This window comes from Ruegeria sp. CE9 (assembly GCF_056537425.1).
Genome location: NZ_JBQFRO010000008.1, coordinates 35,945 through 49,937, shown reverse-complemented (window position 1 = coordinate 49,937; position 13,993 = coordinate 35,945). Strand labels below are relative to the sequence as shown.

Annotated in this window: 10 protein-coding genes; 3 read left to right on the top strand and 7 right to left on the bottom strand. The window is 59.6% G+C overall.

Annotated elements, in window-relative coordinates; all coding sequences use genetic code 11:
- The first annotated feature begins 53 nt into the window (after positions 1–53).
- Positions 54–2,093, top strand: coding sequence for a DNA helicase RecQ (gene recQ, locus ACR0B3_RS15430; protein WP_480809874.1), 2,040 nt, complete (start codon positions 54–56; stop codon positions 2,091–2,093).
- A 33-nt stretch (positions 2,094–2,126) separates the two neighbouring features.
- Positions 2,127–2,897 carry a peroxide stress protein YaaA gene (gene yaaA, locus ACR0B3_RS15425; protein ID WP_480809873.1) on the top strand — a complete coding sequence of 257 codons (771 nt, stop codon included), beginning with the start codon at positions 2,127–2,129 and terminating at the stop codon, positions 2,895–2,897.
- Here the strand turns inward: yaaA and ACR0B3_RS15420 are convergent.
- The 6 genes from ACR0B3_RS15420 to ACR0B3_RS15395 all read right to left on the bottom strand — a co-directional run bounded on the left by ACR0B3_RS15420 (position 2,888) and on the right by ACR0B3_RS15395 (position 12,301).
- A complete protein-coding gene (locus ACR0B3_RS15420) occupies positions 2,888–3,334 on the bottom strand; it encodes a VOC family protein (protein WP_480809872.1) in 447 nt (148 codons plus the stop codon). The genes yaaA and ACR0B3_RS15420 overlap by 10 nt on opposite strands.
- Positions 3,335–3,343: 9 nt before the next feature.
- Entirely contained in the window at positions 3,344–5,557 is a 2,214-nt protein-coding gene (locus tag ACR0B3_RS15415) for a response regulator (protein ID WP_480809871.1), read from the bottom strand.
- 66 nt (positions 5,558–5,623) lie between these two features.
- Positions 5,624–7,666, bottom strand: coding sequence for a hypothetical protein (locus ACR0B3_RS15410; RefSeq protein ID WP_480809870.1), 2,043 nt, complete (start codon positions 7,664–7,666; stop codon positions 5,624–5,626).
- Positions 7,663–10,425, bottom strand: coding sequence for a DUF4159 domain-containing protein (locus ACR0B3_RS15405; protein WP_480809869.1), 2,763 nt, complete (start codon positions 10,423–10,425; stop codon positions 7,663–7,665). The genes ACR0B3_RS15410 and ACR0B3_RS15405 overlap by 4 nt, the downstream gene beginning before the upstream one ends.
- A complete protein-coding gene (locus tag ACR0B3_RS15400; RefSeq protein WP_480809868.1) occupies positions 10,422–11,297 on the bottom strand; it encodes a DUF58 domain-containing protein in 876 nt (291 codons plus the stop codon). Before ACR0B3_RS15400 ends, ACR0B3_RS15405 begins: the two co-directional genes overlap by 4 nt.
- Complete coding sequence (locus ACR0B3_RS15395) at positions 11,294–12,301, bottom strand: AAA family ATPase (RefSeq protein WP_480809867.1); 1,008 nt, start codon at positions 12,299–12,301, stop codon at positions 11,294–11,296. The genes ACR0B3_RS15400 and ACR0B3_RS15395 overlap by 4 nt, the downstream gene beginning before the upstream one ends.
- 64 nt (positions 12,302–12,365) lie before the next feature.
- Here ACR0B3_RS15395 and ACR0B3_RS15390 point away from each other — a divergent pair, with 64 nt between their 5' ends.
- A complete protein-coding gene (locus ACR0B3_RS15390; RefSeq protein WP_480809866.1) occupies positions 12,366–12,944 on the top strand; it encodes a DUF1285 domain-containing protein in 579 nt (192 codons plus the stop codon).
- Here ACR0B3_RS15390 and ACR0B3_RS15385 read toward each other — a convergent pair.
- Positions 12,941–13,876 carry a DMT family transporter gene (locus ACR0B3_RS15385; protein WP_480809865.1) on the bottom strand — a complete coding sequence of 312 codons (936 nt, stop codon included), beginning with the start codon at positions 13,874–13,876 and terminating at the stop codon, positions 12,941–12,943. The genes ACR0B3_RS15390 and ACR0B3_RS15385 overlap by 4 nt on opposite strands.
- Between the last annotated feature and the right edge of the window lie 117 nt (positions 13,877–13,993).

The following is a 13,993-nucleotide window of genomic DNA, read 5'->3' as shown; positions in this document are numbered from 1 at the left end:
GTGATGGTCCTGTCTTAAGAGCAGATAAACCATAAAACAGGGCCACCCCGCAGATGTTCGACTCCGCACCCTTGCTGCGCGATGTCTTTGGATTCGACGCCTTCCGCCCCGGGCAGGAAGAGATTGTTGATGCCGTGACAGCGGGTGAGAACGTGCTGGCGATTATGCCCACGGGCGGTGGTAAATCCCTGTGTTTCCAATTGCCTGCACTGTTGCGAGACGGCGTGACTGTCGTGATCTCACCTCTCATCGCACTGATGCGGGATCAGGTGCGCGGATTGCAAGAGGCTGGGGTTGAGGCCGGGGCGCTCACGTCAGGCAACACCCCCGAAGAAACCGATGCTGTCTGGGAGGCGTTAGAGGCCGGGCGGCTGAAACTGCTTTATATGGCACCGGAACGTCTGGCGGCTGGGTCAGCGCTGGGAATGCTGCGCAGGATCAACGTCAGCCTGATCGCGGTGGATGAGGCGCATTGCGTCAGCCAATGGGGCCACGACTTCCGCCCCGATTACCTGCGGATCGGAGAGCTGCGGCGCGCCTTGGATGTGCCTCTGGCCGCGTTCACCGCAACGGCGGATGCGGAAACGCAGGATGAGATCGTTCAGAAATTGTTTGACGGCTCTGAGCCGCGCAAATTCCTGCGCGGGTTCGACCGACCCAATATCCATCTGGCCTTTGCCGCCAAGGACGGGCCGCGCAAACAGATCCTCGACTTTGCCTCTGCGCGCACAGGGCAATCCGGCATCGTCTATTGTGGGACCCGCAACAAGACCGAAGTGCTGGCTCAAGCCCTGCGCGCCGAAGGCCACACGGCCTGTCACTATCATGGCGGGATGGAGGCCGAAGATCGCCGCATTGTCGAAACTCGTTTTGCCCGAGAGGATGGGCTGATTGTCGTCGCCACGGTCGCCTTTGGCATGGGCATCGACAAACCCGATATCCGCTGGGTTGCGCATGCGGACCTGCCCAAATCGATTGAGGCCTATTATCAGGAAATCGGCCGTGCGGGCCGCGATGGGGCCCCTGCTGAAACACTGACCTTATTCGGGCCCGATGACATTCGTTTGCGCCGGTCCCAGATCGACGAAGGTTTGGCCCCGCCCGAGCGGCGCATGGCGGATCATGCGCGCCTTAACGCGTTACTGGGTTTGGCTGAGGCCCTGAAATGCCGTCGTCAGACCCTATTGGGATATTTCGGGGAACTGGCTGAAGCCTGTGGTAAGTGCGATCTTTGCGACAACCCGCCCGAGGTCTTCGATGGCACCACGCCTGTTCGAATGGCTTTGTCCGCAATCCTGCGTACCGAGGAATGGTTTGGCGCGGGCCACCTGATCGACATTCTACTGGCCAATGAGACCGACAAGATCCGGGCGCGGCGGCATGACACGCTGTCCACTTGGGGCATCGGCAAGGACTGGTCGCGCCCGCAATGGCAGGCAATCTTTCGTCAGATGATGGGCCACGATCTGGTGCGCCCCGACCCCGAGCGCCACGGCGCACTGCGCATGACCGAAACCGCCAAACCGATCCTGAAGGGCGAGGCGCAGATCGATCTGCGAAAGGACACGATCCGCAAAGCCTCGCGACGGCCCGCCGTTAAGGCGATGGTGTCCGAGGAAGACGCGCCGCTGCTTTCGGCGCTCAAAGCCAAACGCCGCGCATTGGCCGAGGCTGCACGGGTTCCAGCCTATGTTATCTTTCCCGACCGTACCCTGATCGAAATGGCCGAGACCCGCCCCGCAAATCTGGACGATATGGCCCGGATCAGCGGTATCGGCGCTAAGAAGCTGGAGCGCTATGGCGCGACGTTCCTTGAGGTTTTGACCGGCGCGGTGGAAGAGCTTCACCCCGCAAGGCGCAAGCTGGCAGGTCGCGATCAGGGCGACATTTATGATCAGTTGCTCAAGGTGCAGTCCGAGTTGTCTCGGGGGCCCGACGGCATTGACAAACCGCTCAGCTGCACCGCCTCGCAACTGGCCAAGGTGGCGCAATTACGCCCGGACGATCCACGCGGGATGGAGCAAGTGCTGGGTGACCGCCGACACGAAAGGTTTGGAGAGGCGTTTCTGGACGTGCTGCAACAAGCGGGCTAGATACCCAACGACAGGCAAGAAACGAGGGCGGATATGCTGGTAGTGATTTCCCCGGCCAAACGGCTGGATTGGGCGGAACGAAATGTCGACGTGACCCAACCCGCTTTTCAAGACGACGCAATCCGCCTGTCGAAAACCGCGCGCAACTTGACGTTGGGTGATCTGAAAAAGCTGATGGACCTGAGCGATGATCTGGCCCGCCTGAACCGTGACAGATATCGCGTGTTTTCAGATGCACCCGCGGCAGATGCGACACGCCCCGCCGCCTTGGCCTTTGCGGGTGATACGTATCAGGGCCTTGAAGCCGCGTCGCTGGACGCGGATGAAATGGCCTGGGCGCAAGATCACCTGCGCATCTTATCCGGCCTCTACGGCGTATTGCGCCCGCTGGATGCCATTCAGGCCTATCGGCTTGAGATGGGCAGCAAGTTGAAAACCCGGCGCGGCAAGAACCTGTATGAATATTGGCGCGATCAGTTGAGCAAAGCACTGAATGCACAAGCAGCCGAAACCGAGAGCAATGTTCTGGTAAACTGCGCCAGCCAGGAATACTTCGGCGCGGTCGATCTGAAAGCGCTGAAGATGCCCGTTGTGACACCTATCTTTATGGAAGACAAAGGCAGCGCGCCTAAAATCGTCAGCTTCTTTGCCAAAAAGGCACGTGGCGCAATGGCGCGTTATGTCATCCAACACCGCCTAACTGATCCCAAAGGTCTGCTTGATTTCGACAGCGGGGGATACGAATACCGGGCAGATTTATCCTCGGAAGAGAGGCCTGTTTTCGTGCGCCCCTATCAGGCCTGATTCAGCATCGACGGATCGTAAGCCACAAGCTCGACCGTGTTGCCTTCGGGGTCCTGAGTGAAAATTCCGCGCCAGCCGATCCAGCCGAACTGTTCAACGCGATAGGGCTGACCGATTTGTTCGTACCAACGGATGACAGCCTCTTGCTCTGCAAAGGGCACGGACAGTGCGATATGGTGCAACGCCGAGGCACATCCTGTCACTGGGGCTTTGTTCGGTGTCTCTGATCCAACCGAATGATGAAACAGGGCAAGCACCTGCGTGTGTCCCCCGAACCCTTCGGCGATTTTGAAGAATGTGATGGCAGAGTTGTGATCGCCTTGCAGACGCTGCAATCCGATCACCGACTCGTAGAATTGCACCATCGCGCCCATATCGGCACATCGAATTGCAATCTCACCCAACCCTCTGGGCTGAAAACCACGCTGATCCGTCATCGGATTGTCCTATTCCACCCGTTCATCATCCGCACCAACCACGCGGACGTCAGCGGGTTGGTGTTCCAGTATCATCTTGTGAATCAGTGTCTTATGCAACGGTTTGGTCAAATAGTGATCCAGCCCCGCCGCAAGGATACCTTGGTCATCGCCTGCCATCGCATGCGCAGTTAGCGCGACGATAGGAACATGACGATCGGTCCCGATTTCACGACGTCGGATCTCACCCGTGGCCTCTTTGCCGTCCATTTTGGGCATCGAGATGTCCATGAAAATCAAATCCGGGTCAAAGCTGGAATAGGCCTCAACCGCCTCCAGCCCGTTCGAGACAAATTTGAGATCGATGTTCAGATCCTTCGTCATCTTTCTAAGTATCAACTGATTGGTCCGATTATCCTCGGCTGCCAAGACACGCATCAGTCTCTGATCCTGCGAAACTTTGGGTTTCGACGGGCCATCAGGCGCCCGGTCGTCACTGCGATTCGGTTTGAATACGGGCGCGCCCATCGCCATCAGTCGGGAATACAACTCGGCCCGGGGAATGGGCTTTTGCAACACGCCGTCAATCAAGCGATGGGCTGGGTCGGCGTGAATCACACCGGGATTGGCCGACATCACCACGATGGGTAGGTCACCCCAGCCCTTTTCGCGCAGCGTAGTCGCAAGCTCTAACCCGTCCATATCCGGCAAATCGTGATCGCACAGAACCAGATCAATGGATTTATCCATCGCAGATAACGCCTGGGCCCCGGTCGAGCACGTGAGCGCCTGAGACCCGAGCCGGTCCAATTGCTTGGTCAGGATCGCACGGTTGACGGCCATATCCTCGACCACCAGAACACGCCCCAACCGCCCGGCCAAATCGGGTGGTGCCGGTTGCGGGCCTTCTGCGGTTGGCATCGATATACGAAAGCCAAAGCATGATCCCTTATCCAGTTCGCTTTCGACCCAAACCGTGCCCCCCATCATGGTGATCAGACGTTTGGTGATCGCGAGACCAAGGCCCGTGCCTTCGAACTGGCGGTTCTGGGCATCCTCGACCTGATTGAACTCCCCAAAGATATGCGGAACCTTGTCAGCCTCGATCCCAATGCCCGTATCCTCAATGGCCACGTGAATATCGCAGCTCTCGGTCGTTGCATCGGGCACACCTGTCACCCGGATCAGGACATGACCCTGCGTGGTAAATTTGACAGCGTTGCCGACAAGGTTGGTCAGAATCTGACGAATCCGTCCAGGATCGCCCACAAAGAGCGTTGGCAGGAACAAGTCATAGTCCACCAGCAAGGTCAGTCCCTTATCGCGCACACTGGGCTGCAACAGCATCGCGACCTCAAGAATGCAGCGTTCCAGATCGAACTGCTCGGGGTGCAGCGTAAGCTTGTCGGCTTCGATCTTGGAATAGTCCAGAACATCGTTGATGATGACCAGCAAGGCCTCACCCGAGTTGCGAATTGTACTTACATAGAGCCTTTGTTCTTCGTTCATCGGCGTCTCGGTCAGCAACTCAGTCATGCCGACGATGCCGTTCATCGGGGTGCGAATCTCATGGCTCATATTGGCCAGAAAGGCGGATTTGGCCCGGTTGGCCGCTTCAGCCCGTTCACGCGCGGCATTCAATTCAGCCTCATGCCGGACCGAGGCTGTGATGTTCAGCGCAAGGCTCAGCACGTCGCCCCCGTGGCCGCGCTGATCGATCAGCCGGATATATTGACCATTCCACAGCTGGATTACTTCTGGCTCAGGATGAGGTTGCCCCCAGCGTGCAAGCATGCGGGCTTGCCAATCCTCGATCTTCTCCGCACCGATATCCACGATCCCTTCATGGGTCAGAATTTCGAGAATACGCGTGTAAGAAATTCCCGGCGCAACCTCCTCCAACCCATCGAACACACTCAGATAGGCAGCATTCGCACCGACCAATGTGTTGTTGCCATCGAAAAAGGCAAAACCGTCGGGGATGGTCTGGACCGAATGCCACAAACGACGCTCGGCCACTTCGACCTTGGCATGGGCCACGGTCAGGTCTGATTTGACCTTTTCATTCTCATCCCGAACGGTCGCAACTTCGGCCTGGGTCTCATCGATCTGGCGCGTAAGCGCGATGGCATGGCGGCCTAGTTTGCGATTGGCGGCAGACAGCTCGGCCTGTTTCAGGTGCAAAAGCCGTTCGGCGGCCAAACGTGCGCGACGCTCTTGTGCCAGTTTTTCTGCAAGGCTCATGAATCGTGTTCCCGCGATACTTTGCGCCGAGCATCGCGGGAGAGCATGAAAAAGTGCTTAAGCGGTCTAGCGACGCCCTTCGCGCAACCATCCGCCCAGCAGGAACCCACCGGCCAACAACAGGACCAGCCATGGCGGAAGCAACCCGGCTTGGGTGACGTCGCGGGTTTCATAGGCGTCGCGCGGGGTCAGACCGATCCAGCCGCGACCTGCTGCGGGTCGACCAGCGCGAACATTTCGGATTGAGGGCAGGCCCTCTTCTACGCGGATCGTACCCCCTCGCAGGCTGGCGAGAACCGGGTTAAGGATCTCATCAGTCGCGATTGTGCGCTCAAACTCCTTGGGTGCGGCGGGGCCAAGACCAATCACCGCAGAATGCTCGCCCTCTTCCAGACGATAGAGGCCAATCTCGGGGCCGAAATATTGTGCCTCAAACCGACCTGGGGAGACTTCGTTCAGCGTGATCTCCAAAGTCTCGCCGTTGGGGCGGGTGACGGTGACAGGGCCAACATCATCCTCCAGCGTTTGACGGATGATACGCATCGACTGGCCGTTTGCCTCGGCCCACAAGGCCTCTTCCTCAAGCTCGGGTTCTTTCATCATCCAGTGCGCCAGCCTGCGCAGAAGTTCCAATTGCGGGCCACCGCCCTCAAAGCCGCGACTCCACAGCCATGCGTGATCTGAGGCCATCAGGGCCACACGGCCCTCACCCACACGATCCAACACCAGCAGCGGGCGGTCATCGACTCCGGTCATCAGCATGTCACCAGACAATTGGCTGACGTCGATCTGGCGCAACCACGCGCCCCATGTCTCAGCATCGCCCAGATTGGTGGTCACCGGGTGCCGCTGGCCCAGTTCTGAGACCATTGGCACATAACGCTCCTCATAGACGCGCGCGCTGGGTTTTGCCGGAAGAACCGGCCCCAGTGGTGAACGGAACAGGCTGTCGGCTGTGGCGAAATCAGGGCCCGCAGCAACCAGAACTGCGCCGCCGTTGACGATATAATCGCCAACATTGTCCAGATAAATTGCCGGCAGAATTCCCCGCCGCTTGTAGCGGTCGAAGATGATCAGATCGAAATCATTGATCTTTTCCAGAAACAGCTCACGCGTGGGAAAGGCGATCAACGAAAGTTCATCCACCGGCACGCCGTCCTGCTTTTCAGGTGGCCGCAGAATGGTGAAATGGACTAGATCAACCGAACTGTCAGATTTCAACAGGTTGCGCCAAGTGCGCCCGCCCGGATGTGGCTCACCCGATACGAGCAGGACGCGCAGACGATCGCGCACGCCGTTCATCTGGATCAGGGCTGTGTTGTTGCGATCGGTCAGTTCGCCCTCGGCCTGCGGCACCGTAAACTGGATAACATTTCGCCCGCCATGCGGCAGCGTGATCGGCAGCTCGACATCCAGTCCGATGGGAATGGTGAATTGCTCGGGCTCGCCCCCATCGACCGAAATCTCCAGCGGTGCATTCGCAACGCCGACGGGCGCGGCCCCGGTGTCCTCGACCCGAAGGGTCAGTGTCACGGGCTCTCCGATGATGGCAAAGGCAGGGGCGTTGCGAACGATCAGGCGGCGATCCCAATCGCCCTCGCGCCCGGTTTGTAGCAAATGCATTGGCGCTGGCAGATCGGGCGCTTGGACTACGTCATGGACGATACCGTCCGAGATGACGATGATGCCAGCAATCCGTGCCCGGGGCTCTTCGGCTAACGCTGCATTCAGGGCAGCCATCACTTGCGTGCCCTCATCCCCATCGCCGTCCCCAACCCGAATCCGGCGCAGCTCGGTGTTGTCGCGGGCTTCGATCTCGGCGGCGAGGTCATTGGCGGTCTGGGCGGTCTGTTCGGCGCGATCCGACAGTGTTTGGCTGGCGCTCTCATCTTCGATCATCAGCACGATATCGGTTAGCGGTGCGCGATCCTCGACCTGATAAACAGGGCCGCTGAGGGCGGCGAGCACAACCAGGGCTGCCAACCCGCGCAAGGCCCAGCCCGAAAGGCCGCGCAAGAGTGCCAGAACCACGCCTGACAAGGCAATCAATGCCACAACCGCCAGAATCGGCCATGGGATCAGCGGGTCAAAGATGATGGTTCCGGTCATTGTCCCAGCCTGTCCAGAAGGGCGGGCACGTGGACCTGATCGGATTTGTAATTCCCGGTCAGAACATGCATCACCAGATTAACACCAAAACGATTGGCCAGCTCTCTCTGCCGTTCCCCAGCATAGCCACGGCCCACAGGCAGCAAAGATTGCCCGTTGCGATCCACAGCCCAGGCCCCGGCCCAGTCATTGCCGCCGATCACCACGGGTGTGACGTTGTCATTGAGATTTCGGAAAGGCATCCCTTCGATCTGTTCGGCATCGGGCGGTGCAGCCTCGACCCAGACCTCGGTGCCGGAATAGCGCCCGGGGAAATCCTGTAACAGATAGAAGGCCCGAGTCAGCACGTGGTCACGCGGAACAGGCTCTAACGAGGGGATATTCAGCGGTGCCGCCAATTGTTGCAGTTTGCGCCCGTTGGGACTGGATGCCCCGAACCCAGCGATATCAGCATCACGCGTATCAAACAGGATCATCCCGCCCGAGCGTAGATAGGCGTTCAGTTTAGCGTAGGCCTCGACCGAGGGTTGCGGTTGATCAGGCGTAATCGGCCAGTAGAGCAGCGGGAAGAACGCCAGCTCGTCGCGCTCCAGATCAACGCCGATCGGGTCTGCAGGCTCAACCGATGTGCGGAAATGCAGCGTCTGCACAAGCCCACGCAACCCAGCCAATGCGATATCGTCGACCTCGGCATTCCCGGTTAGCACATGCGCCAGCACAAGCTCATGCGTCGCGCTCAGCGCGAAATCGGTGTCATCGGGGTTCTGCGCCTGAACCTCAGGGGCAAGGAACATGGCTGCAAGCGCAAAGGCGACAGGGGTGGCCTTGGCCAATCGCCCAGACAGCGCCAAAGACGCAATCACATCCACCGTCAGCAGCAATAACGCAAGGCCAAGCAACAGCCCTTCCAACGGGGTCTCGGTGCTGATTTCCTGACCCCGGATCGGGACATCAGCGGGCCATGCCACCGGCGACAGCACAGCATCCTCGGCCAGAACGTTCCGCGCCAGTTTCTGTTTGCCGCTTTCATAATGCCCCGGGCGCAGGTCTGGCCCGATCTGGCCAGAAACCAGCTCGACCCCATCGACGCCGGGCATTGTTCCCGCGTCTGTCAAAGTACCAAAGCCGTCCAATATCTGAACCGGCTCCCATACGGTGCCTTGCATCTGCGCCTCTTGCCGTGATTTGGCAGCTGAGGCGACGGCGAGGCGATCCAGCATCTCAACAAAAAGACCCGACAAAGGCAGGCTGGACCATTCGGCATCCGCGGTGACGTGGAACAGAACCACCTGTCCCAAACCCAGTGGTTTGCGAGTCACCAGTGGCGTGCCATCAGAGAGCGACGCAATCACCCGATCCGCCAAATTAGGGTCTGGTTGTGCCATGACCTGCGTGGTCACTGAGACATCTTCTGGGATCTCTAAACCATAGAATGGCGATGCTTCGGGGAAGGGCGCAAGCCCCTTGGCCTCACCCCAGCTCATGGCGCCGCCGACCGAACGACCACCGCTGCGCAGGCGGACTGGCAGCAAGGCATCCTCAGCATCGCGACCGAGATCACTGGCAGCCATGCGAGGACCGGCAAAACGCAACAACAAACCGCCCTGTTCGACCCATTCGATTACACCGGCCTGTTCGGAGTCGGACAGTTTGGCCACATCCGCCAGTACAATCACATCCGGGTTGGCGGGCAGGACTTCGGCCAGACCACCTTCGACAAAATCTGCAGTCGGGATCAGAACCTGGGTCAGGTAGTGCAGCGGCGAGAGCAGTTCTAACCCCTCACGGTTCAATGTCCCGGCGATCAAAGCAACTTCGCGTCGGCGCAGGCTGTCATCGGTGAGCGTCACCGCGCCGGCCGAGCGCTGGCCCTGAAGCTCGAACCGACTGATCCGGGCGCGCAATTCAGAAGGCAACGCCAAATCGATTTGCGCCAGAGTAGAGCCGCTTTCGAACTCAAGCGGCGTGGATTGCAACACGCGCATCGCACCGGCCGGGTCGCGCCCTTGCGCCAGAACAGTGACGCTTTCGGCAGGCCCCGGATTGGCGCGCAGAACGCTGAGCTGGATGGCACCGTCCTGATAAGTGGCGGGCAGGATCGCCGTTACAGGTGCAGAGGATTGGTAAACGATCACATCCCCACGCGCTTGCAGAGCGGATGTCAGACGCTCATGGCCATCATAAGACAGGCGGTCACTGAACCAGTGGGTATCGAAGCCGCCCTCGACCTGTTCCAGAACGGCCAGTGTTTGGTCAATCTGCGCATCGGTTGGCTGCCACGGCATCGGTGTGAGGCCCGGCAAACGCCCACGCCATGCCTCGGCGGCCTGAAACACTGGGACCTCTGGCTCGGTCAGGCGCAGGATCGAAACGGGGCGACCCGCACGTCCGGCCTCGGTCAGTTGTGCGTCGATCTGATCCAGCGTTGATGACCAGCGTGTCGCACCCGCCCAGCTCGCATCCAGCACCAGCAGCAGCGGCCCGGATCCGGTTTCATCGCGCGAGGGGTTCAGTACCGGCCCTGCCAGCCCGATGATAATCGCCGCCGCTGCCAGCATTCGCAGCAGAAGCAGCCACCATGGGGTCCGGTCCGAGACACTTTCGTCATCCTTCAGGCCCAGCAGCAAGGTAACCGCTGGGAACAGGCGATGGATCGGCGCAGGTGGGACGGCGCGCAGGATCAGCCATAAGATCGGCAGGGTCAGAAGACCCAGCAAAATCCACGGCGCGGTAAAGCCGATGCCCGCCAGAACCGTCATTGCGCACCTCCATCCAAGGCGCGATAGAGCCATAATAGAGCCGATTGCGCGCTGTCGCCCGTGTGGTGCAGCCCCATCTGCCATCCGGTCGCGCGGCACAGCTGAGTCAGCGCATCCTTGCGCGCCGCAAGGCGATCCAGATAACGATCCCGCAGGTCTGCGGCTTTCAATGTCTCATGTCGGGCGGTGCCGCCGACACTTTCAAAGATAGTGCGCCCGGAATAGGGAAATGATTCTTCACTGGGGTCCAGCACCTGCAGCAACATGCCGCGGACCCCACGGTCAGCAGCCTTGGTCAGGGCCAGCTCGACCTCATCCAGAGATCCAAGGAAATCCGAGATGAACACCGCGCGCGCATGCGGGATCATGGCCCGGTGTTCGGGCGGGGCGTAATCGGTTTGTGCATCTTCGGACCATGCCTGCGCCAGCCGAATGATCTGCGCGTTGCCCCGGCGTGGAGGTAAGGTTGTGCCGGTTAGACCAACCCGCTCACCACCGCGCACCAGCAGAATGGCGGTTGCCAACCCCAAAAGGCGGGCACGGTCGGCCTTGGTTGGCAGAGTCTTGTCCGATGCAAACCGCATCGATGCGCCCTGATCGACCCAAAGCATGATTGACTGCGCAATCTGCCATTCCCGCTCGCGCACAAACTGCTGATCGCCACGGGCCGAACGCCGGTGATCAATCATCCGGCGGCTGTCACCGATCTGTGCGGGTCGATATTGCCAGAAATCATCCCCCAGACCCGAGCGTCTGCGCCCGTGATCGCCCAACAACACGGTTCCGGCCAAATGTTCGGCGCGCGCCAAAAGAGGCGGCAGCCGAGACGCTTCGGCCTCGGAGCGTTCGCGTAGGGTCTGGGCGGCGTTCACGCCGCAGCCTCGGTGCGGACCAGACCGGCGGCAGTTGACTCGATCAGTTCAGACAAGCTGTCGCCGCGTGCACGCGCCGCAAAGTTTAGCGCCATCCGGTGGCTGAGGACCGGGCGGGCCATCTCCAGAACATCTTCAGCATTCGGGGCCAAGCGCCCCTGCAGCATTGCATTGGCTCGCACGGTCATCATCAACGCCTGCGCCGCCCGCGGGCCGGGGCCCCAGGCGACCGTTTCCTTGACCCGCTCAGACACGCCCGCCTCATCCGGGCGGAAGGCACGGACCAGATCAAGGATCAGTTCCACAACTGACTCTCCAACAGGCATCCGGCGCAGCAGGACCTGCGCGGCCAGCAATTCCTCTTTGGTGAAAATCTGATGCGCTTCGGCTTCTTCGACACCTGTTGTGGCCAGCAGAATGTCACGTTCGGTCTGGCGATCTGGATACTCCACGTCAACCTGCACCAGGAAACGGTCCAATTGCGCTTCGGGCAGTGGATAGGTCCCCTCCTGCTCAATCGGGTTCTGCGTGGCCAGTACGTGGAACGGAACACCCAACTCCCGATCTTCACCCGCGACCGTCACCGTGCGTTCCTGCATCGCCTGCAGCAGCGCCGATTGGGTCCGTGGGCTGGCGCGGTTGATTTCATCCGCCATCAACAATTCGCAAAAAATCGGACCTGAGATGAAACGGAAATGGCGGCTGCCATCTTCGGCGGTGTCCAGAACCTCGGAGCCCAGAATATCGGCAGGCATCAGGTCAGGTGTGAATTGGATGCGATTGCCATGCAGACCCATCACGGTCGACAACGTCTCGACCAGCCGCGTTTTTCCCAGACCCGGCAAACCGATCAACAAAGCGTGACCGCCGCACAAAAGCGCGGTCAAGGTCAGGTCCACGACCCTCTCCTGCCCGATAAAGCGGCGGGTGATCGAGGACTTGGCCTCTTGCAGCTTGTTTTCCAGCGCTTCGATCTCGGACACGAGGTCGGTAGGTTCGGACATGAGGTTCCCTTCCGTGGACTGTTATGATTGAAGTGTATCGCGCTGAGAGGAAATGGCAAAAGCAATGAGCGGACAAAAACCCGTGACCCCTTCTCCAGATGGTCTGGCGGCTTCGGTCAAAGCGGCCAAAACGCAGGGTTTACCGCCGGTTCATCTATGGAATCCTCCGTTTTGCGGCGATCTGGACATCAAGATCGCAAAAGATGGTACCTGGAGTTATTTAGGCTCACCGATCACCCGGTTCGAGCTTGTTAAGCTATTTTCCTCAATTCTTAAGAAAGAAGAGGACAAATATTACCTCGTCACCCCGGTCGAAAAGGTGGGAATCACCGTCGAGGATGCGCCGTTCATTGCCGTCGACTTTGAGCAGGACAGCGAAGGTGAGTCTCAGCGTCTGACCTTTACGACACAGATGGGCGATACCGCCATCGCCGGGCCTGAGCATCCGATCCACATTGTCTTTGATGCGGAAACAGATGAGCCGTCCCCCTACATACTGGTTCGCGCGAACCTCGAAGCGCGTATTGATCGCAAAAGCTTTTATCGGCTGGTCGAGATCGGTAGCCATCACGATGGCTGGTTCGGTGTTTGGTCCGAGGGCCTGTTTTTCCCGCTGATCGCGTCTGACGCGCTGATGGATTAAACCGGTCGCGGCTTTCGGTCTTGTGCCAACACCACCGCCAGCGCCACAATCGCGGCGCCCAGCGCGCGGGTCCAGTTCCAGTCCTCACCCAGCGCCATCATGATCACCATCACATAAAACGGTGCGGTGTTGATGTGGAATGACGCAAGCGCCACACCCAGTTTCCCTACCGATGCGATGAAGAACACTTGGCTCAGGCCCAATGAGAACAGGGCATAGAATACCAGCATTCCCATCTGCGCCGTATCAACGGGCTGAGAAGGCATGACCTGCAGCCCCAGAAGACCGGCAACCGGCACCAGAACAGCGGCGGTCAACAGTCCGCCCGCCAAGGTAACGGTGCCGCGGCCCAATTGGCTGAGCTCGGGGAAGTCGCGCGCAGTCGCCATACTGGCCCAGCAGAACAGCGCGGTTGAAACCACTGCAAGTGCCGCGCCCAACCCTAACTGAGCCGGGGCCACGGCGCTGGTGGCAATCAGCCCGCCAATGATAGAAATCACCATTCCCAGCACAAAGTTCCAGCGTAATCGGCGTGTTCCAGCGGCCAGTTCCAGCAGCGTCGCAATCAAAGGCGCGCACGAAGCAATGATTACGACTGTCACAGGGTCTGTCAGCTTCTGCGCCACAAGTATCAGGAACATCCCCAACCCAAGTCCCAGACCTCCGACCAGAAAGGCATGCCCCCAACGGGCACGCAACACCTGATCCGGCCCATCTAGTATCAGCCAGATCGGCACCAAGACTAGCACGGCCAAAGTCATCCGCGCTGCAAACAGCGCGATGGGTGGCCAGCTTTGCAACAACACCTCAGCCGCAGGAAACCCCGCCGCCCACGTCAACATCGAAGCCACAGCAAGCGTATTGCCGGTGAACGCGGCCTGTCGGCTTTCGGCTACAGCAAGAGCGTGCCCGCGCGCGGGTTCAGGGCTCATGGCCATCGTCATCAAACCTTCTTGTTGGCACGGCCCTCGCAATGAAGCGCCGCTTGGGTCAGATGCTTCCTGATTCGAAATTCTTTATCTGGCCGATTTTCGACAATCTGTCGTTTT